24 protein-coding genes are annotated in these 26,933 nt (G+C 36.5%); 10 read left to right on the plus strand and 14 right to left on the minus strand.

The features are described from left to right. The first annotated feature begins 471 nt into the window (after positions 1 to 471). The 3 genes from greA to HMPREF9144_RS01785 all read left to right on the plus strand — a co-directional run bounded on the left by greA (position 472) and on the right by HMPREF9144_RS01785 (position 2,087). Positions 472 to 942: a transcription elongation factor GreA gene (gene greA / locus HMPREF9144_RS01775; RefSeq protein ID WP_040595358.1), complete on the plus strand. Its 471-nt coding sequence runs from the start codon at positions 472 to 474 to the stop codon at positions 940 to 942. A 22-nt stretch (positions 943 to 964) separates the two neighbouring features. Next, a complete protein-coding gene (locus tag HMPREF9144_RS01780; RefSeq protein ID WP_006044098.1) occupies positions 965 to 1,363 on the plus strand; it encodes an HIT family protein in 399 nt (132 codons plus the stop codon). Positions 1,364 to 1,448: 85 nt separating this feature from the next. Beyond that, positions 1,449 to 2,087 (plus strand): hypothetical protein, encoded by a 639-nt coding sequence (locus HMPREF9144_RS01785; RefSeq protein ID WP_006044099.1) that lies wholly within the window; start codon positions 1,449 to 1,451, stop codon positions 2,085 to 2,087. Between the two features lie 152 nt (positions 2,088 to 2,239). Here the strand turns inward: HMPREF9144_RS01785 and HMPREF9144_RS01790 are convergent, their stop codons facing one another. After that, the gene (locus HMPREF9144_RS01790) at positions 2,240 to 3,334 is read right to left on the minus strand and encodes a mannose-1-phosphate guanylyltransferase (protein WP_006044100.1); all 1,095 of its coding nucleotides are present in this window, start codon (positions 3,332 to 3,334) and stop codon (positions 2,240 to 2,242) included. A 161-nt stretch (positions 3,335 to 3,495) separates the two neighbouring features. Between HMPREF9144_RS01790 and HMPREF9144_RS01795 the strand changes: the two genes are divergently transcribed. From HMPREF9144_RS01795 to dprA, 4 genes are all read left to right on the plus strand, one after another. After that, positions 3,496 to 4,818, plus strand: coding sequence for a phosphatase PAP2 family protein (locus HMPREF9144_RS01795; RefSeq protein WP_040595489.1), 1,323 nt, complete (start codon positions 3,496 to 3,498; stop codon positions 4,816 to 4,818). Positions 4,819 to 5,033: 215 nt separating this feature from the next. After that, positions 5,034 to 6,344, plus strand: coding sequence for a DUF2851 family protein (locus tag HMPREF9144_RS01800; RefSeq protein ID WP_006044102.1), 1,311 nt, complete (start codon positions 5,034 to 5,036; stop codon positions 6,342 to 6,344). Then, positions 6,341 to 6,760 carry an acyl-CoA thioesterase gene (locus HMPREF9144_RS01805; RefSeq protein ID WP_006044103.1) on the plus strand — a complete coding sequence of 140 codons (420 nt, stop codon included), beginning with the start codon at positions 6,341 to 6,343 and terminating at the stop codon, positions 6,758 to 6,760. Before HMPREF9144_RS01800 ends, HMPREF9144_RS01805 begins: the two co-directional genes overlap by 4 nt. A gap of 27 nt (positions 6,761 to 6,787) precedes the next feature. Beyond that, positions 6,788 to 7,918 carry a DNA-processing protein DprA gene (gene dprA / locus HMPREF9144_RS01810; RefSeq protein WP_006044104.1) on the plus strand — a complete coding sequence of 377 codons (1,131 nt, stop codon included), beginning with the start codon at positions 6,788 to 6,790 and terminating at the stop codon, positions 7,916 to 7,918. A gap of 41 nt (positions 7,919 to 7,959) precedes the next feature. On the opposite strand, the gene HMPREF9144_RS01815 is transcribed toward dprA, so the two are convergent. Beyond that, positions 7,960 to 8,907: a tetratricopeptide repeat protein gene (locus tag HMPREF9144_RS01815; RefSeq protein ID WP_006044105.1), complete on the minus strand. Its 948-nt coding sequence runs from the start codon at positions 8,905 to 8,907 to the stop codon at positions 7,960 to 7,962. Between the two features lie 130 nt (positions 8,908 to 9,037). Here HMPREF9144_RS01815 and yfcE point away from each other — a divergent pair, with 130 nt between their 5' ends. After that, complete coding sequence (gene yfcE / locus HMPREF9144_RS01820; RefSeq protein ID WP_006044106.1) at positions 9,038 to 9,577, plus strand: phosphodiesterase; 540 nt, start codon at positions 9,038 to 9,040, stop codon at positions 9,575 to 9,577. A gap of 102 nt (positions 9,578 to 9,679) precedes the next feature. On the opposite strand, the gene HMPREF9144_RS01825 is transcribed toward yfcE, so the two are convergent. Further along, positions 9,680 to 10,834 carry a TlpA disulfide reductase family protein gene (locus tag HMPREF9144_RS01825; protein WP_006044107.1) on the minus strand — a complete coding sequence of 385 codons (1,155 nt, stop codon included), beginning with the start codon at positions 10,832 to 10,834 and terminating at the stop codon, positions 9,680 to 9,682. A gap of 284 nt (positions 10,835 to 11,118) precedes the next feature. Between HMPREF9144_RS01825 and HMPREF9144_RS01830 the strand changes: the two genes are divergently transcribed. Further along, positions 11,119 to 12,522, plus strand: coding sequence for a C1 family peptidase (locus tag HMPREF9144_RS01830; protein ID WP_006044108.1), 1,404 nt, complete (start codon positions 11,119 to 11,121; stop codon positions 12,520 to 12,522). Between the two features lie 586 nt (positions 12,523 to 13,108). Here the strand turns inward: HMPREF9144_RS01830 and HMPREF9144_RS01835 are convergent. Together HMPREF9144_RS01835 and HMPREF9144_RS01840 are read right to left on the minus strand one after the other, a co-directional pair. Then, a complete protein-coding gene (locus HMPREF9144_RS01835; protein WP_249031148.1) occupies positions 13,109 to 13,696 on the minus strand; it encodes a hypothetical protein in 588 nt (195 codons plus the stop codon). A 105-nt stretch (positions 13,697 to 13,801) separates the two neighbouring features. Beyond that, positions 13,802 to 14,626 (minus strand): alpha/beta hydrolase, encoded by an 825-nt coding sequence (locus HMPREF9144_RS01840; RefSeq protein ID WP_006044110.1) that lies wholly within the window; start codon positions 14,624 to 14,626, stop codon positions 13,802 to 13,804. A 211-nt stretch (positions 14,627 to 14,837) separates the two neighbouring features. Between HMPREF9144_RS01840 and HMPREF9144_RS01845 the strand changes: the two genes are divergently transcribed. Next, positions 14,838 to 15,362, plus strand: a complete 525-nt coding sequence (locus HMPREF9144_RS01845) for an NUDIX hydrolase (protein ID WP_006044112.1) — start codon at positions 14,838 to 14,840, stop codon at positions 15,360 to 15,362. A gap of 137 nt (positions 15,363 to 15,499) precedes the next feature. Here HMPREF9144_RS01845 and HMPREF9144_RS01850 read toward each other — a convergent pair whose 3' ends face one another. From HMPREF9144_RS01850 to HMPREF9144_RS01885, 9 genes are all read right to left on the minus strand, one after another. After that, positions 15,500 to 17,383: an Omp28-related outer membrane protein gene (locus HMPREF9144_RS01850; RefSeq protein WP_006044113.1), complete on the minus strand. Its 1,884-nt coding sequence runs from the start codon at positions 17,381 to 17,383 to the stop codon at positions 15,500 to 15,502. Between the two features lie 66 nt (positions 17,384 to 17,449). After that, on the minus strand, positions 17,450 to 19,810 hold the full coding sequence (locus HMPREF9144_RS01855) for a C10 family peptidase (protein WP_040595492.1): 2,361 nt from the start codon (positions 19,808 to 19,810) through the stop codon (positions 17,450 to 17,452). Positions 19,811 to 20,024: 214 nt separating this feature from the next. Continuing rightward, complete coding sequence (locus tag HMPREF9144_RS01860; protein WP_006044115.1) at positions 20,025 to 20,969, minus strand: hypothetical protein; 945 nt, start codon at positions 20,967 to 20,969, stop codon at positions 20,025 to 20,027. Positions 20,970 to 21,467: 498 nt separating this feature from the next. Next, positions 21,468 to 22,118: a hypothetical protein gene (locus HMPREF9144_RS01865; RefSeq protein ID WP_006044116.1), complete on the minus strand. Its 651-nt coding sequence runs from the start codon at positions 22,116 to 22,118 to the stop codon at positions 21,468 to 21,470. 30 nt (positions 22,119 to 22,148) lie between these two features. After that, positions 22,149 to 22,916 carry an Omp28 family outer membrane lipoprotein gene (locus HMPREF9144_RS01870; RefSeq protein WP_006044117.1) on the minus strand — a complete coding sequence of 256 codons (768 nt, stop codon included), beginning with the start codon at positions 22,914 to 22,916 and terminating at the stop codon, positions 22,149 to 22,151. Positions 22,917 to 22,928: 12 nt separating this feature from the next. Continuing rightward, positions 22,929 to 24,602, minus strand: a complete 1,674-nt coding sequence (locus HMPREF9144_RS01875; protein WP_006044118.1) for a DUF6029 family protein — start codon at positions 24,600 to 24,602, stop codon at positions 22,929 to 22,931. Positions 24,603 to 24,611: 9 nt separating this feature from the next. Then, positions 24,612 to 25,100: a TlpA family protein disulfide reductase gene (locus HMPREF9144_RS01880; protein ID WP_006044119.1), complete on the minus strand. Its 489-nt coding sequence runs from the start codon at positions 25,098 to 25,100 to the stop codon at positions 24,612 to 24,614. 359 nt (positions 25,101 to 25,459) lie between these two features. Beyond that, positions 25,460 to 25,624: a hypothetical protein gene (locus HMPREF9144_RS13225; protein WP_006044120.1), complete on the minus strand. Its 165-nt coding sequence runs from the start codon at positions 25,622 to 25,624 to the stop codon at positions 25,460 to 25,462. Next, on the minus strand, positions 25,621 to 26,691 hold the full coding sequence (locus HMPREF9144_RS01885) for a DNA adenine methylase (RefSeq protein ID WP_006044121.1): 1,071 nt from the start codon (positions 26,689 to 26,691) through the stop codon (positions 25,621 to 25,623). The genes HMPREF9144_RS13225 and HMPREF9144_RS01885 overlap by 4 nt, the downstream gene beginning before the upstream one ends. Between the last annotated feature and the right edge of the window lie 242 nt (positions 26,692 to 26,933).

Genomic DNA, 26,933 nt, shown 5'->3' on the forward strand with positions numbered 1-26,933 from the left:
TTTTTTGCTGTTTTTGCACTACTTTGGGTGGTATAAATATCAAAGTATAGCATATTTGATTTGTAGAGACACTGAAATAGTTTCTGATTGCGACTAACGCTGATGAATGGAATAGGCGATTTAGGGTGCTGATTTTGGCAGAATAATGTATTTGGCATTGCTAAAGTGTATGTGTCGCAATGCGTCTACACCATAAACAAAGGGTTAGTAAGCCAATAAATAATTAGGGTAAATAGTCTTTTTATGAGCAAGAGATATGCACCAAAAAGTAAATAGTATTGTTTTCGATGTCTGCGACTAATATTTTTTAACCTCCTTTGTTTTGAAGTATCGAAAATAAGGAGTATCTTTGCACCATCATAATAGAGGAAATAAAAAAAGTAGAATGGAATTCTGACATACGGAGAGATGTTAGGATTCTGTCTTTTTTATATTTCTTTTGAAAAGCGTATAAATAAAAAGATATAGATTATGTCCTACATGTCACAAGATGGCTACGATAAACTCGTGGCTGAATTGCAGCGTTTAGAATCGGTAGAGCGTCCAAAAGCATCAGCAGCAATTGCAGAAGCAGCTGATAAGGGCGATCTAAGTGAAAATTCTGAGTATGATGCGGCTAAAGAAGCACAAGCCCATCTCGAAGCGAAAATAACAGAAATGAAAATGACAATTGCTCAAGCTAAGATTGTAGATACATCGCGTTTAAGCAACGAAGCAGTACAAATAATGTCTACTGTGAAAATGACGAACTTGAGCAATGGTACCAAAATGGAATATACGATAGTAAGCGAATCTGAGGCAAATTTAAAGCAAGGAAAAATTTCTATAAAGACACCTATTGCACAAGGACTCCTCAACAAAAAGGTGGGCGACGAAGTAGAAATAGAAATTCCACGTGGTAAGATAAAGCTGAGAGTAGACGAAATTTCTATTAATCTCTAAGTTTCATAAGAAAAATATTGTTATGACTATTTTTTCAAAGATTGCTGCTGGTGAAATACCAAGCTATAAATGTGCTGAAAGCGATAAGTTTTATGCTTTCCTCGATATCAATCCTATAGGGAAAGCACACACGTTAGTGATTCCTCGTAAGGAAATCGACTATATTTTCGATATGGACGACGATGATTTGGCAGCGTTTCAGCTCTTTACAAAGAAAGTTGCTCGTGCCATAAAAAAGGCATTTCCGTGTAAAAAAGTTGCACAAATAGTTTTAGGACTCGAAGTAGACCACGCACATATTCATTTGTTACCCATTAATAGCGAAGCCGATGTAGACTTTCATAAACATATTGATCTAACGGCAGAAGAGCAAACAGAGATAGCTGCTAAAATTTTTAAAGCTTTTAAAGAGCTAGATTAAGTAATATTTAGAGATATGAAAATAAGCATACAAACGAGTTTATACATAGAAAAGTGTATATTCTCGTTTGTTAATATATGGAAATATGAAAGAGATAAAAGATGATACTTGGACCGACTGGCTACTAAACAATAAATGTAGCAGAAAGCTGTCTAAACGAACCGAATGGAGTCCTTTAACAATTATAACAATAGGAACTTTGCTTAGTGTAGCTGTTTTCTATGCATCGCTTTTTATTTGTTATCAAGGCTTTATTTATTATGCAAATACAATATTACCATTCCACTTCCCACTCTCTTGGTACCTTTTAGGAGTAGCAATTCTTGCTATTTGCATAAGTAGTGGTATGATTACGATAGTAAAGAAATATAAAAATTCCTCTAATAAGCTCGGTAACTTTTTATACATTGCTATTACTTCTTGGTTCGGTATATTGTTTTTTGCGGGTTTTAGTTTCTTTCTTGTCTTTTTCTCTAATTCTTACTTTGGCTCGAGCCAGTCAGAAAGTCAAGTTGTAACCTTAGCCAAAACAAAAGTAAAACGCTATTACTACCGACCGCTTGCTATTCATCGCTATGTACTCTATCTTCCTAAAAACAAAACATACCTAAATTACGCTACCTTGTCGTTTTATGATGGCGAATCGGGGAAACATTTTCTGCTTTACACGCATAAAGGACTCTTTGGGTGGTATGTTGCAGACGATTTACGAGAAATAGAGTAACGGTAAATAAATACATTGGGAATGTAGCATTAGTACATTCCCGATGGCTTTTTATGTAAAGGTTGCTTTTGTGTAGAACAAAGCAATTTGTTTTATATCATCTTTATTGTGAAACACCAATAGAACGTTAGTTTGTTTGCATCTGTTTAGGGTTAAATAAACTCTTCCCCTTTCTTCATTTGCGCCTCGTTAACATACTTCCTTATTAGTGCAGACGAGTTTTCTTTCTTGCAAACCAACAGTACGTTACCTTCTTCTGCAACTATATATCCATCTAGTCCGTTCAGAACTGCAAACTTATTGTTAGGCAATCTTACAATGTTATTGCTCGAATCATCGAACAAAACATCTCCATTAGCAACAACATTATCGCCTTTAGTTCTGCTTTTCGACTCATACATACCATGCCATGTTCCTAAATCTACCCAGCCAAAGTTACATTTCAGTACGTGTACATCAGCTGACTTTTCTAAAATACCATAGTCAATAGACATATTGGGGAACGCAGGGAAAATGGTTTTAGCGTAAGTTTCATCGTCGGCAGAATCTATTTCTTGTGGTGAAGCATCGAAATCTATTTGCGCAACCGATAGACATTGGTGTAAATTAGACTTTAAGCATTGCACATTTCCCACATACATTCCAGTGTTCCAAAGCCATTCGTTGCTATCAACAAACATTTGTGCAAACGCAGCATCGGGTTTTTCGGTAAAAGCTTTCACCTTATATATATTACCAACAGTGCTTTCGTTTCCTTTCTGAATATATCCATACGCAGTTTCTGCACGTGTAGGTTGCACACCAATAGCCAACAGGCAATTGTGTGTGCTAACAAAATTCAAACCTTCGAGAATGCCGTTTGTAAACAGTTTGTGGTTTAAAATACTCTGATCAGATGGCGTTATTATAACATTTGCATGGCAGTTTCGTTTTGCAATACAGCGGGTAGCCCATGCAACACTAGGGGCAGTACTTCTATAAACAGGCTCTACAATTATGTTGTTTTTGCTAACTTCTGGCAACTGTTCTCGTACTATATCGTGATATATATCACTAGTAACAACAAAAATATTATCCTTTGGAACAATATTAATAAACCGATCGAAAGTTTGTTGAAGCTGTGTTCTTCCCTCACTAAAGAAGTCGATAAACTGCTTTGGATACTTTTCCCTACTTACTGGCCATAGTCTTTTACCTTTACCTCCTGCCAGTATAACACAGTAACTATTATTATTTGCAATTTCCATAGACTTATAGATCTTATGTTTTCACAGTCAAAGGTATTCAATTTATCCTTAATCTACAAATGTTTAAGCTACAAAAAAGTTTTTTTCTACTTTATATATTATTTTTCTTTAAAAAAAGTTATAACTTTGCTGTTGCTATTCTGCAACTTAATAAAATATTAATGAAAAGTAAGCAAAAACATACAATCTACTTTAGCAAAATTTCTCTATTCATCGCTATTCTTACTTTTATTTGCAACCCTGTAAAGGCTTGTATTTTGCCGAACGATACCATAACATATACACACAAAAATATTTCAGCCGACAGTCTATCTACTTTCAACGATACATGTAATGTGCTTCATAAGGTTGGAAATGTGCTTGAACATATCAGTAATACTCGTTTTCATAAAATAATGTATTCTAGTATGCCGCTCATAATAAACAGTTTTATTGCGAAAGGACAAGATAAACACTTTCGAGGATTAAGAAACGACTATTTACCAAAGTTTAATCGCCACTTAGACGACTACACACAATATCTTCCTGCTGCCGTTTTGTTAGGATTAAAGTTGGGCGGAGAGCCTAGTAGAAGTAGCTGGAAACGAATGTTAACCTCCGATTTGTTTGCAACTGCCATTATGGCTAGTATTGTAAATTCGCTGAAATATACCACATCTGTAGAACGTCCTGATGGATCAAATAATAAATCTTACCCCTCAGGACATACAGCTACAGCCTTTATGACCGCCACTATGCTGACTAAAGAATATGGCGACAGAAGTCCTTGGATAGGTATTGGTGCCTACACAGTGGCTTCGGCAACGGGCATAATGCGAATGGCAAATAATAAACATTGGTTGAGCGATGTGCTTATGGGTGCTGGAATAGGTATACTTTCTACCGAATTAGGATATTATTTTGCCGATTTGATATTCAAAAGCCGTGGACTAAACAATGTAAATAATAACAATACATTTAATAGATGGCAAAATCCATCATTCCTTAGCCTTAATTTTCAAATGAGTTTACCCTTAGGCTCTTATCCTATAGGCATTAATTCAAAGTTCAAAGTATCATCGGGTTGTATGTCTGCACTCGAAGGAGCATATTTTTTCAATCCATATATAGGTGTTGGCGGACGTTTTTCGGTTACAAGAGCTTCAATTATTGTAGACAACACACGAGCAGAAAACAATGCTTTCGATACATGGAGATTAGGTGGAGGTGTTTATTTTTCTTATCCTCTGTCGGTACGTTGGCTTGTAGGAAGTAAACTTCTCGTAGAACGTGTACGTTATCCCGATTTACAAAATACAAACTATCTTATTGATTCGCAACATAGTTTTAGTCTTGGTACAGGTTTTTCGCTTACATTTAAAGCACACCAACATTATGGTATTCGTCTTTTAGTAGACTACGATTTATTACCTTACCGCACAGAAGGCAAACAAATAAGAGCTCATTCTCTTACGTTTGGCACAGCCTTCCTTATAACCTTTTAATACATCTGTAAGAGGGTTGGCTTATTTTATATATACAGCTATTCTTATATAGTCAGCCATATAGATCTTACAAACAGTTTCAGCGTATGCCTCCCAAAATAAATAATAACATAAAAAGTAGTCTGCAATTTCCATTTACTCACGAAAAAGCAATATAACTTCTTTATTTGTCGGACTATTTTTTGTATTTTTGTCCTCGCAAAGCATTACTAACTATGGAAAAACTTATCCACTACGTGTGGAAACATAAACTATTTCCACTGGCACAACTCACTACTACCGATGGTCAATTGGTAGAAGTGATAGACGTAGGGTTACCTAACAGCAATGCTGGCCCCGATTTTTTTAATGCAAAAATAAGAATTAACGATACGGTGTGGGTAGGTAATGTTGAGATACACGATAAAGCTTCCGATTGGTATGTACACGGACACGAAAAAGATGCACACTATAATAATGTTGTGTTGCACGTTGTAGAACAATCTGATATTACGGTTAAGAAACAGAATGGAGATACTCCGCCTCAGCTTGTATTGCCTGTTCCACTATCTGTAAAACAACATTATAAAGATCTACTTTCTGCCGATGCCTATCCACCTTGTTATAAAATAGTACCCGAATTACCAAATTTTATGGTCCATTCATGGCTGAGTGCACTACAAGCAGAACGGTTAGAACAACGCACAATCGCCATATCCGAACGATTAAAAGCTTGCAACGGTGATTGGGAAGCTACCTATTTTGTGTCGTTAGCACGCAATTTCGGTTTCGGAATAAACGGTGATGCGTTCGAACAATGGGCAAAAACAATCCCTTTTCATGCAGTAGATCATCATCGCGACGACCTATTCCAAATAGAAACTATCTTTATGGGACAGGCAGGACTATTGCAAGCCAATGCGTTACCAAAGCAACATAGCGATAAAGCTGTAACAGACGAATATTTTCTGCATCTGCAACGCGAGTACAAATATTTGGCACACAAATTCTCGCTCACACCAATAGACGGACATTTGTGGCACTTTCTAAGGTTAAGACCTCAGAATTTTCCATACATTCGCATAGCGCAACTCGCACAACTTTACTATAACAGACGAGCTGGATTAGCAGAAATGATAGATTGCACCACCATAAAAGAAGTTGCTGAACTATTAGAAACGCAGGTAACACCCTATTGGGAAACACACTATACATTTGGTAGTAACGATAATAAAAAGTCGGAAAAATACTTATCGAAAACCTCAATAGAACTCATTATTATTAATACCATTGTACCATTCTTATTTGCTTATGGTCAATATAAGATGTCTGAGAAACTTTGCAACCGCGCTTTTGCCTTCTTAGAAACATTGAAAGCCGAAAACAATCATATTGTTAGAATGTGGAAAGAGGTAGGATTAACGGTGAAAACAGCTGGCGATTCGCAAGCATTAATACAACTGAAAAAAGATTATTGCGACCGTAAAGAGTGCTTACGGTGCAGAATAGGATACGAATATTTAAAAGAAAGGAAACAAAAACAATGAGAAAAACAACAAAGTACATATACGAAACACGAATGGAAGTACGCGACTATGAATGTGATATACAGGGTATTGTGAACAATGCAAACTATCTACACTATACAGAACATACGCGACACCGTTTTATTCGTTCGTTAAACATAAGCTTTTCAAAGCTACATGATAAAGGAGTAGACCCCGTTGTAGCTCGTATGAATCTAGAGTATAAAACTCCATTAACGTGCGACGATGAATTTATATCAAGGTTAGCGCTACGCAAAGAAGGTATTCGCTATATATTTACACACGACCTTTACAGAGCAAGCGACGATCGTTTGTGTTTCCATGCCGATGTTACACTTGTTATTTTGATTAACGGACGACTGGCAGAAAGCAAAGATTACGACGATGCTTTTGCTCCTTTCTTAGAACAAAAATAAACTGATAGAAAAAAATAAGCATAAACCGTGAAACAAGAACACCTCTATGCCGTTGCGCTTACTCGTTTAGGCGGATTCAATTTGCCAGCACTAATGGAACTTTACCAAAGAGCAGGGTCGGCAACAGCTATCTATGAACACCGTAATAACATACACGATATTCTTCCAGATGCAACACAACGTCTTGTTGAAACACTGGAAAACTGGGATAATGTTATATCTTTTGCAGAACGTGAACTACAATACGATGAGCAAAACAACATAGAGGTGCTCTGCCTTAACGATGAAAACTATCCACAAAGGCTTAGAGAATGTCCAGATGCACCGATAGTTTTGTACAAGCAAGGTAATGTAAATTTAAACAAACACCGTACGCTAAACATTATAGGAACACGCAATTGTACACAATATGGTCGCGATTTAATTCGTGCTTTCATACGCGAATTAAAGTCAATCTGTCCAGATGCGCTCGTGTTTAGTGGCTTGGCATACGGCATAGATATCTGTGCACATCGTGAAAGTTTGGCAAACAATATGGAAACTGTGGGGGTTGTAGCGCACGGATTAGATATAGTCTATCCACGTATGCATACCGGAACTGCAAAGGAAATGTGTGAGAAGGGAGGTGGTGTCATTACAGAATACACCACAAACACTCAACCTGTGCCTAAAAACTTTGTTCAGCGAAACAGAATAGTGGCAGGTTGTACAGATGCAACCCTACTTGTTGAGTCGGCAAATAAAGGTGGAGGACTTATAACATGCAACATTGCGCGGAGCTATAACCGTGAAGTGTTTGCTTTTCCTGGAGCTATTGGGGCAGAATATAGTGAGGGTTGCAACCAATTAATACGCGATAATGGTGCAAGTTTAATTACTTCGGCTTACGATTTCGTTAAAGCAATGAATTGGGATAACGATATCAAGTTAGAAAAGGCACAACAACAAGGCATTGAACGCACACTGTTTCCAAACCTAAACAGCGAAGAACAAACTGTAGTAGAAGCACTTCTGCAACAGAACGACCAACAAATAAATATGCTATCTGTACGAACCAACCTATCTATGGCACGCCTTATGGCTTTGCTTTTCGAATTGGAAATGAAAGGAATAATAAGAACTATGGCTGGTGGTTGCTATCATTTATTGGAAGTTTAAAGTAGGATAATAGAACAAAGTACCTTGAAACAACATAGCTTTTAAAGTATATCTATTGCCTTTACATACTTTTCTACTATGGCTGCTTGTGCCTGATAGAATGCCCTATGGTCTATTTCAGATGCAGCAGACACCTCTTTTAAACAGTTTGAGAGGTTTTGCATCTCCCACGTTATAGCATATTTAGCAGCTTTACGTGCCGAAATACATTTCTCTATTTCATACTTTGCATACGGTTTGTGGGTATTAAATAGCATATTTGCAAGCTGAAAGCGCATACGTTGGCGGAACTTTTCGTCGCGTTGTGTTGCTATGGCACGTGTTAGCAGAGCTATTTTGAGCGATTGTTCCACTACTAATACCGATAATTCTTTATATAAAACCGACTTATGTCGAGTTCGTAGCAAGTGCCTATATATATTTATTGCTTTATTACGCTTCCCCATTATAGAATAAACCATAGCTTTATAGCGTTGATTATTAAGATTATAAGGGCTGTGTTTTAGTGCTTCTGCAAGTATTGGAGCTGCTTTTAACGCCATTTCTACTGTTGGTTTGCCTTCCACTTCCTTAAAAACTCGCCCAACAATACGCATTCCTAACGACTGAACAGGATGTCCATTGCTTTCAGACATTAACCAATCGTCGTCTGTAAGTTTCGTTATTATATCCCATTCAAGCACAAAATTAAGAATAGAAAAATTGGTATTATGGTCGAAAACAAACATTGCGGCACGCAATAGCGTAGCTTGTCCGCTCAACGAACTATCGTCCATAGTAGGATAAAGTCGTAAAAGGCTTTGGAATATCTTGTATGCTTCTTCCAAACGGCGTTGTTTATAGCGTAGCCGCATAACATCTACACCTATCCAGAACATTGCTATTGTTGTGTAATGCCCCTTATGTGCTGCGTACATAGGACGTATAGCGTTGTATGCTTCTTCTATCTTTCCTTGCTTTCTCAGTTCAAAAATATCTTTCACTTCCATAGTATTGCTCCTTTCTTTGTATTGTTTAGATATCACAAAGATAATAAATATTATTTATGTTGCATAATTACATACATAAAAAACAGCTATTACCAATTAAAGATAGTACCTTTGCTGCAAAAAGAATGGTATGAAATATTTATTGGTATCCGATATTCACGGTTGTCGTCCTGCCTTAGAAAAGGTACTAAAGTTTTACGATGAGCATCATTGCGATATGCTCTGCATTTTAGGTGATATATTAAACTATGGTCCACGCAACTCTATTCCAGAAGGAATAGACCCTAAAGGCATTGTTGAACTACTGAATGCACGTGCTAAAGATATTGTTGCCGTACGTGGAAACTGCGATGCTGAAGTAGACCAAATGTTGTTGAATTTTCCACTTCTTGGCGATTATGTATTGTTGGTAGACGAAGGCAAGAAGCTGTTTCTTACACATGGGCATATATATAATAAGGAGAATATGCCGAAAGGGGAGTGCGATGCTATTGTTTATGGGCATACTCATTTGTGGGAAATAACCCCAAAAGCAGGAACACTCATCTGCAACACGGGTTCAATAACCTTTCCAAAGGGTGGCAATGTGGCTACATTTATGGTGTACGAAGGTGGAACTTTTACTGCTTACGATATGGAAGGAAATGTTTTAAAGCAACATAAACTATAAAGGAAGTATTATGCTATAAAGTCTATTCACACAGCAACGAGCCGCTATTTCTATGCAAAGTGGAAATAGCGGCTCGTTGTTTATGGGTAATGTAAGTCTGCTTTAGAGCAGTGCTTCTATCTCTTTAGGTAAATTCTTTATCTGTGCTGGATTTCTAACAACCGTATTATTACGATCGATAAGATAGATAATAGGAGTTGTTGTTGCTGTACTGGTATATGCTTCGCTAATTCCAGTATTGTCGTAAACGTTAATCCATGGCAGATTAGCTACGCTTTCTTTCCAAAAATGTTCGTTATCGTCTAGCGACACCATATATATTTCCAATCCTTTCGTATGGTATTTGTCATACAATTCGCGCATTTGCATAATATATTCTGGCGAATTTGGTAGAGAAAAAGCATGGAAGTTTAGTAGCACAACTTTACCCTTTAAGTCGGTTAAGTGGTGCATTCTCCCCTCATTATCGCGCAAAGGCAAGTCTATCACGCCTGTTTCTTCTGCGTTAATCTGAATATTTTTCTTGTTGGCATCTGCTATTCTATTATCGCGCATACCCTTTATTGTTATATTATGAAGATTCTTTCCACGTTCCGAATTAGGGTAATATGTATCCCAACTAGTAGCAACCGCACCAAACACCTTATTATCTTGTGGGTCTAAGGCAGGATTAAATATAAGGCGAGCTTCGTTGTTCAACACTATATATTGGAAAAGTGCAAAGTAGCTATATGCTTTCATTGGTTCTTTAAATATATAGTTGCGCGACACATCTTGCTTATAAGCCTGAATAAGTTGGTCTACAAGCGAATCGGCAGCCTGTGGTTGCTGAGCATAAAGAGCCTGACACTGAGCTTGCAGGTTTATTTGTTTCAATGCTAATTCCTTTATTTTCTCGTTCTCGTACGACCCATTCACGCTGTAATCAGTAGCCATTTGCGGATATTTTGCATCTATTTTAACCGTCTCTGTAGAGTCTATCGCAACATTAATAATCTGTCCGGCAATACGCAATCTGTAGAACTCCGGATTGTTTACCTTATCGCTTGCAAACGAAAATGTACCTTTTGCATCAAGTTTTACAGAATCTACGGTAGTAAAGCCTGTCAATCCGTTGTGCTCAAAGTAGAGAATAGAATCGTTTGCATTGCTTATTGTTCCTTCTACATGGAACTTCTCACCGCCACAACTACTCATTAGTGCAGCCAATCCTACGAAGAAAGTACTTGCTACAATTATGTTCAATATATTTTTCATTGCATAAAAGTGTGATTTATGCGTGCAAAGGTAAACCTTTTATAGAGAAATACCAAGACGATAGTGTGGAAATAGTTGCTATTTGACCATAAAAACCGAGTGGAATATATAGGCTTTGGCTATTGATTAGCAATTTGGTTGTGGAATTAAAGTTTTTTATCTATCTTTGCAAAACCATCGCAATAGATGGTGTTCCACGCAAAGAGATATGGAAATGGGTGGAGAGAACAACTAACAGAATACTATAAATACAGAAATAATCTATAAAAGTACAAACAAATTATATGGACAAAAAAACGTTTATTGCCTGTGGATTGCTTGCTTTTGCCGTGTCTATGCAAGCACAAACAAAGGCTGGGGGAATTGACAAGCAAATGATGGACAAGATTACTGCAGGAAGTTCGTCTACTGCAAATCGTGCTTTAGCAAACGCTATTAAGACGAATGCCATCGACGACCTTGCCCGTAACTTTAAGAAAGTGGGTAGCTTTGATACCCATTTCAGCGTAGAAACTACCAAACAGAACATTCACAACCAAAAGAGTTCGGGACGCTGCTGGCTCTTTTCGGGCTTAAATGTGCTGCGTTCTAACTTTGCACGCAACCACAAAGATACGTTACGCGTAGAGCTTTCGCACGTTTATCTTAGTTTTCACGACCAATTGGAGAAAGCCAACCTTATGTTGCAGGGAGTTATAGACAATGCAAACAAACCTATGGACGACCCTATGGTGCAATTCTTCTTTAAGAGTCCCATTGGCGATGGTGGTACTTTCTGTGGTGTTGCCGACCTTGTAGACAAATACGGACTGGTGCCTATGGAGGTAATGCCAGAGAGCTATTCGGCTGAAAACACCTCTCGCATGGCATCTATCATATCTTCTAAACTCCGCGAATATGGTTTGGAACTCCGCAAAATGGTAGCCAACAAGAAACCAGCTGCTGCTATTAAGGCACGCAAAACCGAAATGTTGGGCGACATTTACCACATTCTTACCCTCGCATTGGGCGAACCTGTGAAAACATTTGAGTATGCTTTTAAGGATAAGAATGGCAATAGCGTTGGCAAACCAAAGACCTACACACCACAAACGTTCCGCGACGAAGTGGTAGGACGCAAGCTTAATGGCACTTTTATTATGGCTATGAACGACCCACGACGCGAATACTACAAAACCTACGAGGTGCAATACGACCGCCATACATACGATGGGCACAACTGGAAGTACATAAACCTGCCAATGGAAGACATTGCAAAGATGGCTATAGCATCGTTAAAAGACAACACTAAAATGTATTCGAGCTACGATGTGGGCAAACAATTAGACCGTAAAAATGGTTTCTTAGACTTAGATAACTTCGACTATGCAACGCTCTTTGGCACATCGTTCCCAATGAATAAAGCCGAACGCATTTCAACATTCGATAGTGGTTCTACACACGCAATGACACTTAGTGCGGTAGACCTTGACGAAAACGGACAGCCAAAGAAGTGGATGGTGGAGAACAGTTGGGGTCCAACAAATGGATATAACGGGTGTTTAATTATGACTAATCCATGGTTTAACGAATACAGCTTCCGTCTGGTGGTAGACAAAAAGTATGTTCCCGAAAACATTTTAAAGGCAGAACAGCAGAAACCTATTATGGTGATGCCAGACGACCCATTGTTCCAAGAAGACAAATAGCACACTCTGCATTGCAGAGCCGTAGGGAGTTTACACCATATACTCCCGCATTTCTGAATTTTTTTTTTCATTTTACCCCTTGTTCGTACCTTCGAACAAGGGGTTTTTGTTGTATATTGCTATGTGTTCTAAGCCAAAAACGAAATGCACAAATAGGCTTCTGCAACATCGGCTACAGCCTTCTGCAACATTATCTTTATGCTTTCGCAATGTTTATATAGGTGTTCTGCAGTTTTATTTACGTGTAAGTAGAGTTTTACTTACACGTAAATAAAGTTTTACTTACACGTAAATAAAACTCTACTTACGTGTAAATAAAACAACGCAATGCGTGTAGAAATATGGTTACATCCTACTAAAAACACTGTTTAATATGCATATAAACACCATTTAAACAGAGTGTAGCCTTTTAAACACCGTGCAAAAAGCATTGCAGAATGGTAGCAAGAGCCAAAGCAAAAGCGCCTGTCCTCAATAGAGAACAAGCGCTTTTGGTGTGCAATACAGTAAAAGTTTTATGGAAATAGAATATTAAGAACTCTACAAATATGGTTATAGAATAACGCCTATTAATTGAGAACTAATATCAGAACGCCTTACCAAAACTAATGTATGGTGCAAACGCAACTCTGTGGCTATAAATGCCCTTAAACGAAAAAGCCACTGCAGGCGTTATGCCTATGCGAAACTGGAAACCTTTTTTAGCAGTGTAGCGATAGCCAACAGTGCCATAAGCAAACGTTCCGAACTTGTTTTCCTTTATAGGTTTAGCAGTCCAACCAATCTGTTCTATATTACCAGGAGTTTTTTCTATGTACCAAGGCTCTAATGCGATGTCGTGATTATTGTAAAATCCGGCGTTCAAACCCACACCAAGTTCCAAGTTGTGCTTCTTTCCGCCCACTAAATAGTTCAGCCCTAAAGGTACAGTATATCCACGTGTAGACGTTTTGCCATAGAAAATAGACGTGCTGCTTGCGTATCCGAAACCAAATCCAACACGATATCCCCAACGAGAATTTTCGTTGAAACGAGCATCGTAAGTTATTCCAATACTATTCGAAGGACCGAACGCCTCTACATAAACACTCTTTGTACGCACATTGTCGTCTTGTGCATTCACATTTAGTACGCATAGCAAAAGTAGTAGCAATGCAATTGTTTTTCTTTTCATATTCATCAGGTTTTATTATGAAATAAGCTATTAACAGCTGCAAAGATACTACTTTTAGACAATATTTCTGCTAAAAAGTGTTTATATTTATACTTCTAACTGCAATTAGAAGCTACGAAGCCAAGCTTTTAAATCCATCATTAGTTCCTCGTGATATCTGAAACCAATTTTGCTGCCCCAGCCGTGTCCACCACCAGGATATACATGGATAGAAGCACGAATATCGTTTCTATAAAGTTCGCTATAGTAGTTTACACCATTAGCTGGTGGCACCGTATCGTCGTCGTCGCTAAGCGCAATAAAAGCACGCGGCGTAATACGCGTTACGTTCATATCGGCACTATACTTTTTCTGGTCGCTTTTGCTTGGGTGTTTCCCTAAGAAGTTGCGAAAGCTTCCTTCGTGTCCGTAACCTTCCATCATAGAAATAACCGGATAGAACAATATTTGGAAATTAGGTTTAGCATCGCCCTTCGATGTTGTAGCCACCATAGCAGCTAAATGTCCACCTGCCGAAAATCCCATAATACCCACATTGTTACGGTCTATTTTCCACGAAGCAGCATTCATACGTGTAAGTTTTATAGCTTGTTCGGCATCAGAAATAGGCACTTCTGGTTTACCATTTGGCAAACGATATTTTAAAACAATGGCAGCAATGCCCTGATTTTGGAAGAATTCGCCCCAATCGTAGCCTTCAGTAGTCATTGAAAGAGAACTGTAGCCACCGCCCGGACAAATAATAATAGCTCTGCCAGTAGCCTCTCTGTCGGCAGGTAGATAGACACGCACTTTGGCAGTGTCTCTATCGTCGCCATTGCTATACGGCGGACGACTGTTATAAAGTTTCACCTCAAAACTGCTTTGTGCAGCAACAAATGCGACATTGGCTAATAAACCAACTATTAAAAAGAGTTTCTTAAAATTCATTATTCTTATTTCTGAAAAGTAATCTGTTCACAATCCAAGCTATGGCTCAAATCAAGTTTGCACACAAAAGTACTAAAAAACAGTGGAATAAAGCTGCTTGTTTTTAGAGTTTTTAGTACATTTGCAAGTGCAGCATACAAATAGAGATATGCTTAAACTATTTTTAATAATATAGACCTTATATTAACAACTTTAGAAACAAACAGAAACAATGCACGTATTAGATAAGTTCAAATACTGCCCAGCGTGTGGTAGTAGTGGTTTTGAAGAACAAGACGAAAAAAGTAAACGATGCAAACGTTGCGGCTTTGAATACTATTTAAATCCGAGTGCCGCTGTTGCAGCTTTCATTCTTAACAGTAGAGGGCAATTGCTAACTCTGCGTCGTAGCAAAGCTCCAGCAAAAGGCACACTCGATCTGCCTGGTGGTTTTGTGGATATTGGCGAAAATATAAACGAGGCTTTAATGCGCGAAGTAAAAGAAGAGACAGGATTAATAGTTAGCGAGTTTAATTTCTTCACCACTCTTCCCAACCGATACGAATACAGCGGGTTTATTGTGCCTACGCTCGATACATTTTTTGTTTGCAAGGTTAGCAACGAAGCAGAACTACAATCGAACGACGATGCAGAAGAAGCATTGTGGATAAACCTTGACGATATTCACACCGAAGAATTTGGCTTGCGCTCCATTCGTCACGCACTGTCTACATTCTTAGAAAGAGAAAGAAGATAAGACCGATTGCTAGCTTTAGGCAATTTGTTTATGTATAAACAGAAAAAAGTTCGCAAGCTATTTGAAAGAAGCTTGCGAACTTTTTATTTATTGTTAGTGAAGTTCTACAAAACGGTATTTGCAGTTGTAGAAGAATATTATTTCACTATTTCTTTCACAACTTTACCATTAGAGAGTTTCACTATGTTGATGCCTTTCTGTGGCATTGCTATGCGTTGTCCCTTAATGTTGTAGCGTTCTACCACCTTTATAGGCTGAACAGTAGTTATGTTTTCTATTGCGTTAGGGTCGTTGACAAGCGGTTGGCTTACGCAGTTTTGCACAGCTAACATTTCGAGATTAGCCCCTATTTCTTTTATTTTGGGTGCAATGAATGCTACAACTTCTAAATCTACAGGCTTCCAACTGTTTTGTATTGCAAAGTCGTAAGTTTTTGTAAAGTTATTGCCTTCCCACATAAGGTTGTTATCGCCTTTTACATCTGAGACGTATGCACGCAACACATTTTGGTGTTTCGTTTCTTCTGTCATTCCACTTTCGTTGCCTTGATGTCCGTCTACATTATTTTCGGTAATAAGAACAAATAGCGCATAGTCTTCCAAAAGTTCTTTCGCTTTGTTCACGCCAGTGCCAGTTACTGTTATATTAATTTTCTTGTTGTCCTTATCGTATTTGTTCGCAATAGCCAATGTAGAGAATACACAAGTGTTAGCTTTTGAATAATTGTAGATCTTATCAATCATAGCAGTTGCATCTGGAGACGTTTCGGCAGCAATACTAGGATTTGCAATTGTCTCTTTCTTGTTTATGCTAAATGCAACTCTGTTGCAAGCAAACGATGGTATTCCGATAACATTTGCAATTCGTTTAAGAAACTGACTTTCGGTTGCAGCTACATCGTCGGGATATGCAATTTCGTCTAAGTGCACTGCCACCATAACCATATCAGGCTGACGTTGTTTTAAGGCTTTAATATTTCGAACACCTCTGTAGCAATTTACGCAACGTTCAGAAGTAAATTCTTCAACCAATGTATTTTGGCGTGCAACTACATCTTTATAATAAAGCACTTTGTGGTTGTTTTCTACACCTTTTACGTTTGTAAGTACTGTTCCGTTTATTTTCGTCAATACCAAAGCAAGGTCGTGTTTACCCACAACAGAGATATTGGGTTGTATCTCTTCTATGCTGAACTTCTTGTTTGTTTCGCCAACCTTAATTTCTTGGTCCACAGTTATGGTCTTTACACTCTTATTGTCTACCTTAACTTCAAGTTCAAAGTTATTTATGGGCGTTGCACTTGCGTTGGTTATCCAGTAATCAATATTTAATGGTTTTCCCACTTCAGTATAGTTTGGCACTTCTATATGGCTAACCACAATTTCGCTCATAGTAGTTCCGGCAGCAGGTTCAACTACTAATTGTACAGGCAATGTGAATTGTTGGTTTGCAGAACGATTTACCCATTCGTTCGTTTCGTCAAAGAAAGTGTAAATATTGCCTTTATAGGAGTCTACACCATTCATTCCTATTGTTATTTTACCTTGCTTCTCATTATTCAAGTTATAACCTATAGCCAATCCTTTCGTTTCTGGTGTAATTTCTATATCCTTATTCAGTTTAGTTTCGTACCAATTGTTGTCAATAGAATTACCGAGTGGCTCTTCGGTTTTTACTTCTATTGCATCGTATATAGTGCTGCCTTCTCTAACAAAGATACTTTTAATGCGACTTGCATCTGTTGAAAGCACTCTTATTGATTTAATTCTGCACCCAACGAAAGGTTTCAACATTTCTTGCGAATAGAACGAACCTATCATTGTTTCGCCATTATTAAAAGGAGTTGCCCCATGTCCTGCAGTTTCAAGATAGTCGCTTATTATACGTTGATTCGTTTCTATCTGTGTTTTAGCCTTTGCTACTGTTTCAGAAAGAGTAGGCAAATTCTGTATTTGTATGTCTTGTGCCACTGCCGAAATAGAAGCAGAAGCAAACATTAACGACATTAATATATGTTTCATAGTCTATTGTCTTAAATTTTATTGTAGATAGACTTTCACTACTAATAGGAAAGTCTATCTTTGTTTTTAATTGTTCAGATATTTATTACCATTTACAATATAAACACCACGAGGCATTGTTTTCAGAGTTTGTTCCAACATGTTTTGTTGCACACGTGTTGCTATACTACCATTAATGCGATAGATAGTAACAATGCTATTATCAGAATTACCATTCTCAATCACCTCAATTCCATTGCTCAAACGGAATACGTAATATTTAGGCGTAGCTAAAGACAAGCGTGTTTGCAAGTTCTTATTAATGTAATAGAGCTTCACGCAATATTCGTTACCATCTTGCATTTTAGTAAAAGCAAATGTAAGTGTCTTTTTCTCATCGTCTTTTATCTCAACGTTTTGTTCTAATGTTTCTACATTTGCCGAATTACGGTCTGAGAGAATGGCAACAATCTTATTTTGATAAGTATTATTACCCCAATTTTCTATCGTAACTTCGCATTCAAACTTATCCATAACAACATTACCTTGTGCATTTTTTACTTTAAAACCACTTTGCGTTAATGATGTTTCTATGCTTCCTTTCACGTTAATTTCAATCTCCCCAATTTTTATTTTCCGTGCATTGTCGGCATAAAGTTCTATTAAATGCTTACCAGCTGTTCGCGGTGTATATGGTAGTTCTACAGTTTTCTCTCTATTTGCATCTATCATTACCCCAACAGCATTTGCATTACGCGCTGAAGTTTTGTCATAAATATAAACTGTTACAGCGTTAGATATACCGTTATTTGCAATTGTTGCTGTAAGTTTAGTTTCAATATTTTCTTCTGCTTGTCCCTCGTGTTTCAGCATTTTACATTCTATATCGCTTCTATTGGCAAAAACTGTAGTAAGCATTTCTTTGTCGCTAATATTAAGTTTTATATACATACTCGAGTTTGCACAAGCTTTCCAGTTATTGCTGCCGTCTGCATTTGTAGCGAACATAGGAACAAGATAGTAAGTTCCATTAGATATATTTTTACCAAATACCAACGATTTATTTACACATTCGTATGTATTATTGTTTGGCTCAATATCCATAACATTCGTTTTACCAAGAATTGCAACACCTTCTACAGGTTTGTTTTCTGCATTGCGAAGTTGCCAGCCAAAAGTAATATTCTGCTGTGTGTAATTGTTAGCCAACACTTTCAAAGTAAGTTTATTTATAACGAAGTCTGTTGTTTTATCTGTGCGCTGATACTTATCTTGTACATCTTTTATATCTTGCACAAATATTGTATTCGTAGTTTCTGCCTGTTGTCCTGTTTTATTAGGCTTTAATCCTACAATAACAGCTTGTTTAATAGTGTAACCACTACCTCCAGCAAACGAACCTGTTCCTTGCATTGATGGGTTAAGTACCGATAAATCGTATTCACCGTCAGACATTCCACCCCAACCCCAATTTATAATAAACTTACCATTTTTATATCCGTGGCAAACAAAAGCGTGATAGCCTATAATTCCAGAATTAACATCAAACTTACCACCAGTGTAAAGTACTGGACGTTTTTCTTTTATTTCATCGTAAATTCTTTGTTGCCATTCTGCTTCTGTATACGAAGAACGTTCAATTTCTTGTGTTGTAGTAGCATAATCAAAATAATCTTTGAATGCTTTCACCAAAACATTTGCACCAGACTCTTTAGGCGAATATTGCATCTTCATAGCCTGACCAACATAACGCATAAGCCAAGCTACTTCGTTTGCATTTTCCTGATACTTATAGCTATTTTTCATAGCACTCCAATTAAACTTTCGTGGTTGCAGGTTTTCAAGTATCTGGCTGTAGTTTTGTATTTTCGATTCGTAACCTGGAATTACTGGAGTTTCGTTTTGTGGCCATTCATAATACTTCAGAATTTGTGCTGCTGCAGTAGCAACACACCCCGTTGCAGCATATCCTTCATCGAATTTTGGACATTCAAGATTATAAGGATTTGTTTGATTCCATTTTGTTTCTACTAATTCGGGCAAATCTTTCAGCTTTTCGTTTGTAGCCAATACAGCTTGCTGCTTATTATTAGCAACAAACTTTATGTAACGCTGACAACATTCCAACCACCATTTCATTCCGTCTGGGATATTCTTCTCATTGAATGTTCCATTTTTAGAATGTCCCAAAACCGTTTGCATATTATCATCGGCAGATACTATTACAAATCCATTGTTCTGTCCTACATTAAATATGTAGTAAGCATTGGTAGAAAGTGGCACTTTCTTTATTACCTTTTCCACTTGCGCATACTTGCTGGGAGCGTATGCACCATTATTTTTTATATATTCTAAAGCTATTTGTCGTGCTTTCTCTACACCTATGGGATTTCCTCGCACAATATTTCCCAATGAGAAAAGCACAAATACAAGCAAAATTTTCTTCATAAAATAAATGTATAGTGATAAATTGTTTAGTACCAACAAACCTTTTCCAACTTTGTTTTTAATAAGTTGCAAATATCTTTTATTGGTAATAAATTCTTTTGGGAAAAGGAAACTCACACACTATAAAAAGATTATGAGTTTCCTTATATCTTCTTAACGAATTAGCATTATTCTTAAACAATTATGTTGCTTCTAATGCCAACTCTTTTTTGCATTACTTAATAATTTTCTTTATGCTACCATCGCTGTAACGAACAATATTTATGCCTTTCTGTAAATCTTTAAGTAATCTACCCGATACATCGTAAACAGCAACTATCTTCGCATTATCTTTTACTGTTGTTTTAGATTCAATGCCTGCTGTAGACTCGCGCTGCAAAATAGCAATATCCCATGGAGTTCCATAAGCATTTGTTACACCACCTTTTTCAAACGATACTGTTTTTGTGCTGTTTGGGTCTTCTTTATCTGCATCTGTTGCAGTTGGATCAGAAACTGGAGAAACACATTTTACACCTTTCATAGAAAACTTCTTGAAAGAACATATTGCTCCGTATGGAGCTTCCGACTTAACATTTGAATTGTCTACTATTAAACGACTTGTATATCCACCTGCAATACCACATCGAGCTGCTTTAACATCTAATGAGTCTACATCTTTTATAGTAAATGTACCGTTATGTCTGTCGTCAATACCATTTAAGCCTGCATTAATATAAAGACTACCTCCACCTATCATATCAATATTTACAGATTCTGCTTCTTGGTATGTAAGCATAACAAAACCAGTTTGAGTTGTTGTTATAGAGTTCTTACCTATTAACTTCACTGTAATGTTATCTGTTGGGCAATAAAAACGGAATGTACCAATTACAGGATACCATGTTCCACTTTCTGATTGGTATTGAGGGCAATTCTCGGCAGTAACAACAATTTCGGCATTGTCTAATGTAATGGTTCGTGTGTCGGCATCGTATTTTACAGAGCCAGATTTAACCCACTTGCGCTCAGAATCAAGGCTGTTTCCATTATCTTTTGTCATAGTTATGCCAAGAAAAACAAGTTGTTCGTCAATATCGCTTTGCGCAAAACTGTTAGACACTCCAAAAGCAGTAAAAAGAACTGCTACCAAAACTCGTAAACGTAAAATTTTTTTCATAATTCTGATTTGTTTTTAAATTGTTTATTATAAAGTTTTCTTTTATATAGATTTTATCAAGGTATTGTTTTCTTCTTGCCACAAAAGTAAAAAAAGAAAAACATTATGCAAGAAAATACATTATAATTTTCAGAACAATGCATATTTTTCGTTTATTCGGCTTCTTTATTCTCTAAAAATAAGCTTATAGTGAATATATATAAAGAGCTTACTTATATAATGCACCATTCTATCAATATATCTCAACTGGTAAATCTATGGATATAATAAGTTTCTTCCATAGATACAATTAATTAAAATTAAATGCACGTCTTTATTTTCAGGTAAGAAAAAGAAGTATTTCAGAAAAATATAAATTAAGGCTTATTTATTCACGGGAATAGGCAAAATAAAAGCCATATCTTTAATCTTTCAATCGAAAAAAGATATGGCTTTTAATGCCTGTCTATATATAGACTAATTTATAAAACGACAGATTTCTCTGCTTTTCGTTGCATATTAAGGAATCAACTTTTTAACGGTTTTGCCGTTAGATAGCTTAATGATATTAATTCCTTTGCAAGGCTTTGAAATTTTCTGTCCTTGAACATTGTAGCGTTCTACTTCTGTTACAGTGTTTTCTTTAACAGAAGTTATTGCAGTTGCGTTTTTTCCGAAACTAACTTTAATAGAAGGTCCATCTTCTGCATATTCGTATGCAGCTCCTCCTGCCTTACATAAACCTGCGGTTAAAACAGCAGTCCAATGTTTTGGAGTAGTAGTTCCCTCTGGAAGGAACCATTCTGTTTCTATACTTTCAGACTTTCCTGCTGGTATTGATATTGATCCTGATATTTCTACTGCTGGGTTACTAAACATCATACAATTATCAATGCAACACTGAACACGTCCTTCTGGCATAGATTTTAAATCTAATTTCATAGCAACCACTTTGGTTTGTCCAGAAACATTCTTAATAAACAGATTTGGTTTCATAAAAATTTCACCAAAATCTTCATCTTTTACTAATTCTGTAACTTCAAATACAGAACCGTCGGGTATAACTTTCCCCTTATCGTCTACAAACTGGAGTGCCGATTTTGCACTTTGAGCCATTGCTCCCATACTTATTGAGAACAATACGGCTGCTACGAGTAATATTTTTTTCATTGTTTACTAGTTTTTTAATTAAAATATCTATTAACTATTCAAATGCTGTTTAATTACTTGCTGAACGCCAGAATCGTTATAAACAAAAGCAACAATAGATATGTTCTTTTCGTTCCATTTTGAATCTAACTGAATAGAGAAGTTGTTCTTTGCTTCTACATTTTCTTGTAAAGCAATATCGGTTCCCCATGTGCCATTTACAGCTGCACGAAATACATGATTATGGACATATTGGTTATCTTTCTTATTGCCTTTTAGCAATTGTACGGCAACTATACCATCTTCAACAATCCACACTTGCAACTTTCCATTTAGCTTTTCTGAACTTAACGCATTTACATCTATAGACAATTGTCGGTTTGCTGCATTATAATTATTAGCCATAGAGAGTTTAACGGTGGTGGTCTTCTGAAGTTCACTATTTATAACACCAGCCCACGCCGAAACACCCAATGCGCTAGTATTTCTATTTATTACAGCACATGGAAGTTTATCGCCATTCCAATGTTTAAAATATTCTTCGCCAACACTTGTTTTTAATGGAGCAACAGCCAACGCAGAAGCATGTATACAAACACTTATAACATTGTCTTCGCCATATTCTTTTTGAATCTTTGCTAATTCTTCGTGAGCTTCAGGGCAATTTATACATTTCTGTCCTGTAAATTCTTCTACAAGTACTGCACGTTTAGCATCAGAAGATTCTACCTTTATATATCTGTCGCCTTCGTCTACATTTGCACACGACGAAAGAAACATTGCTACACTTGCTACTATTAATGGAAATATTTTCTTCATATTATGTTCTGTTTAGAAATTATAATTGTACGAAACAGTAAAGCCTTTGCTTGCTGGAATATAACGACATACACCACCAGAGCAGTTAAAACCGGCACGTGTACGGCCATAACCTACTTGCAATCTATGTGCACCAGCATTGAAAGTTACTAAGCCTTGATAGTAATGCAACTTAGTTTCGCCTGAATTATACATATCGCTTACAGTAAACATCCAGTGAGGAACAACTGCTAATTCTAATAATCCAAACCACCAATTGCCTTGGTCGCCCTTTGTAGAAAGGTATTGCACCTCGCCACGAAGGTTCATCTTTGGAGAGAATGTATATTTACCATCGGCAACAAATATGTCGGAATGTATCATTCCTCCTTCGCCTTCTACCACTGTTTTGTTGTAGAATTGGTTCATATACATTAAATTTAGCTTGAATGCCTTAGATATTTTGCGTTCAACCTGTATATTTAAGTCTTGATAATAGGTTTGGTCGCCCCATTTAAAGAAAGCAGAACCGTAACCTTTTGAACCTTTTGTGGTTACATTATCAATAGAACCTGTAAGATTTATATGTTTGTCGATGGCATGCACGTGAGAGAAATTCACTTTTACATTCATACCATAAGGACCTCCAATAAAAGTTTTGCGTTTAAACTTATAACCTAACTGTGCTTGATATGCCCATTCTCCGTCTGGACGAGTTGCATACGGATAAAAAGCAGCAAGAGCATAAGTTTGGTCTTGTGTAAAAGCTGGTAAATGGTTTATATAAGAAGACACACCTATGCTATTTCTGTTGCTCTTAAAAGCCATATCGTTAGAGCGTTTTGCCTGTAAAAGTACACTCATTCCACGTTGAGAATAAGAAGCAGAAAGCATAGCTACGTTTCCTGTACGGTAAATATAACCATTTGTAAACGATGGGTCTTGTGTTTTTTGTGCATATTCGGCAAGAATATTAAAGCCACCTTTTTGCAATTGTACACGAGCGTCCCACGCATTTACATTTTGTGGAAGGTTTAATTTGTGCGTACGGTCTACCATTATATTATCTGTTTTGTTGTCTTCGTATTTATTTACGAACGAACCACCTAACATAATTCTTGTATCGCTCTTTTGCAATCCTGCAAACCATTCGCCAAGATTTAATTCTAAATCAGCACCATTTATCCACGAATCGTTATGTGCCCAATATCTGCGCTGTTCGCCTGTTACAGCTTTCAGCACAATTCCTTTATAAGGTTTGTAAACCACGCGTGCACCTAATAAAGAATTGTCTATTCCTAAGCTACGTTCTTCGTAAGTGCGTAATATAAAGCCCGAACCAAATTGTTCGTAGTAGTTTCCTAATGTAATTTCGAGCTTTTCAAATTTGCCTTTCAAATAAAAGTATGGTACGCCATAGCCTTTATAGTCTGGTTCGAAACCTGGTAATGGATATTTTAGAAATTCAAATCGTGCTCCCGCATCAACATTCTTACTAATCAGGTTTAAATCGAGAAAAGTGTTTGTAAGTACCTTGTCTTTATATTTGGGCGAACCTATTTTTAAATCTTCTTGTGGTACAAGAATATCGCTCTGTATACTACCAGTAACCGAAACTTTATTATCGTTGTTTTCGTCTTGCCCTTGTGCGTTTGCATTTACTGCACCAAGGGCAAGCAGGCATAGTAAGCAAATATTTTTTTTCATACTATCTGCTTATTTAACAAGTTCGCGAACTTTCTCTATTAACTCGTTTTCTGCCCCTTCTGTATAGCCATTATGTTTGTACACAATGTTTCCTTTTCCATCGCAAATAAGAACGTATGGAATCATTTGTACACCTAAAGCACGTTTAAATTCGCTATTTGGGTCGAGCAATACATCGTATTCCCAGCCATTCTCATCAACAAGTGGTTTCACTTTGTTTGCATTCTGTGCTTGGTCTATAGATATTGCAAATATTTTTACTCCTGTTTCTTCGCGCCAATCGTTATATACTTCGCTAATAGCTTTCAATTCGCGATTGCAAGGTTTACACCAAGTTGCAAAGAAATCTATGATAAATGGCTTGCCATTATTTGATAAAGTATCTGTACGAACAGCCTTACCGTTAATGTCTTTAAGTGTTACCGATGGTAATTGTGCGCTTACTGTGCCAATAGCACAAGTAAGTAATACTAATAATGATAGAATTGTTTTTTTCATAATTTAAATTGTTTCTTGTATTATTGCTTATAGTTAGACGAAAGAAAGAATGTATATTCTTTTTACAGAAGGCAAAGATAAGGTAAATAAAAGTATTATGCAAGAAAAAAAATGAAAAAACATCTAACGGATATTACAATTAACGGAAATAAGCATATAGATGGTTGTATGCAAGTGTGCTTTTAATCTTTGAAAATTAGTATAATTCGTCTAATAAAAATAAGAAAGTTTTTTATACAGATAAAGGTAGATATATCTATTGTAAATGAATATGTCTACCTTTATTAAATTAAGGTTATTATTAAAAATAAGCAGTATTTTTTTTACTTCAATATTATGTTGCTTTATAAAAGTTATCGTTATTCTTTTACTATAAAAATAATATTTGATAGGCTTGTATAGTTTGTTCCTTTAAAATTGAAAGTAATCTTTTTTAATGATTTTGCGGAGAACTTATTGAGATATTCTGTGATTTTGGGTTCGAGTAACGAAAAAGCATTGTTCCATTTTTCGAAGTTTGTCATTCTTTTATTTTTGGTGTACAAATTAATAATATCTCGCTACTGCCTGCAACACTACCTTTTCCTCCTCTTCCATTTGTATATTTTTTATGTTCAACCCTAACATTTCTATATGGTTCTATCATTTCTATCATTGTGTTTATGTCAGGATAGCTTCTATCGTTGTAACTAACAAGCCAAGTTGGAATGTGTTGTGCTCTTTTAAATAGCAATTTAAAACTACAAATAGCTTCACTACTTTTATCAAAGCCGCTATATCTCTTAGGTTCATAGCGTTTTATACCATTAACAAACTCCTTATCTCTCCAATATTCTACGAATGTTTCTAAAAGATGATAAAATGATTGATAATCGGCATGGCTATTACAATACGGAGGGTCAAAATAAACTAAATCGATATTAGATAATGTGGGAAGAAGTTCCAAAATATTTTTATGGAAGCTTTTATTACTTTTCTGATTGTTAAAAACAGCAGCATTGTAATCTGGTAGTATATCAAGAAATATATCTCTTACTGGTCGGATTAAACTCCGATTTCTTTTAACTCGTATGGGGTCTGCTGCATATTTTAAGGCTTGTGTATGTGCAAAATGTCCCATTGTTACTTTTCTAGTTATACTACGACACATAACAGATAAGGAAAGTGCTTGTTTAAATGTATTCTGTAAACGTGGCACATTGCTCCTAAAACTATCGAGTAAAGCTGCTTCTTCTGGGCAAAAAAATAAATTTGAAAATAAGCCCTCCATCAAATTATATTCTGACGGGTTGTGGTTTTGAGAGAAAAGTATATCAATATCTTCTTTAGTTAGCAATTCTCCTGCATTTTCAATAAGAGCTTTTCCTATTTGATAATTAAAGTTCAAGAAATCGTTAGTGTAAGTAGTCTTTCCCAATTGCTTCATAAGATATGCAATAGACTGAGAACCTCCAAATGCATCAAGAACAACTTCCGTATCAACAGGAATAAATTGCTCAATCCATGCCCTGTGAATGTATTTTGATCCCAAATATTGTGGTTCTGGAAACTTATAATTCAAATAATAATCACTAAATAAAGAGCCTTGCATTGTATATAGTATATCTTAATTTTGGCGAGAACAAAAACTAAAATTCTTGTACTCTTTAGTTCATCTTTGGCAGTATTTATTCATCTTTCTATCTTAAAGCCTTTAGATGTAAGTGCAAAGTTATTATTTTTCAGCAACATAAAACATTTTATTCTGTATTTTTTGTGTTTGTACATTCGACTTAATCAATAGGTTTCTAACAATATTGATGGTGTTTCTATTGTTTTTGTGGTGCCACTTTT

The organism is Prevotella pallens ATCC 700821 (assembly GCF_000220255.1).
Taxonomy (GTDB): Bacteria; Bacteroidota; Bacteroidia; order Bacteroidales; family Bacteroidaceae; genus Prevotella; species Prevotella pallens.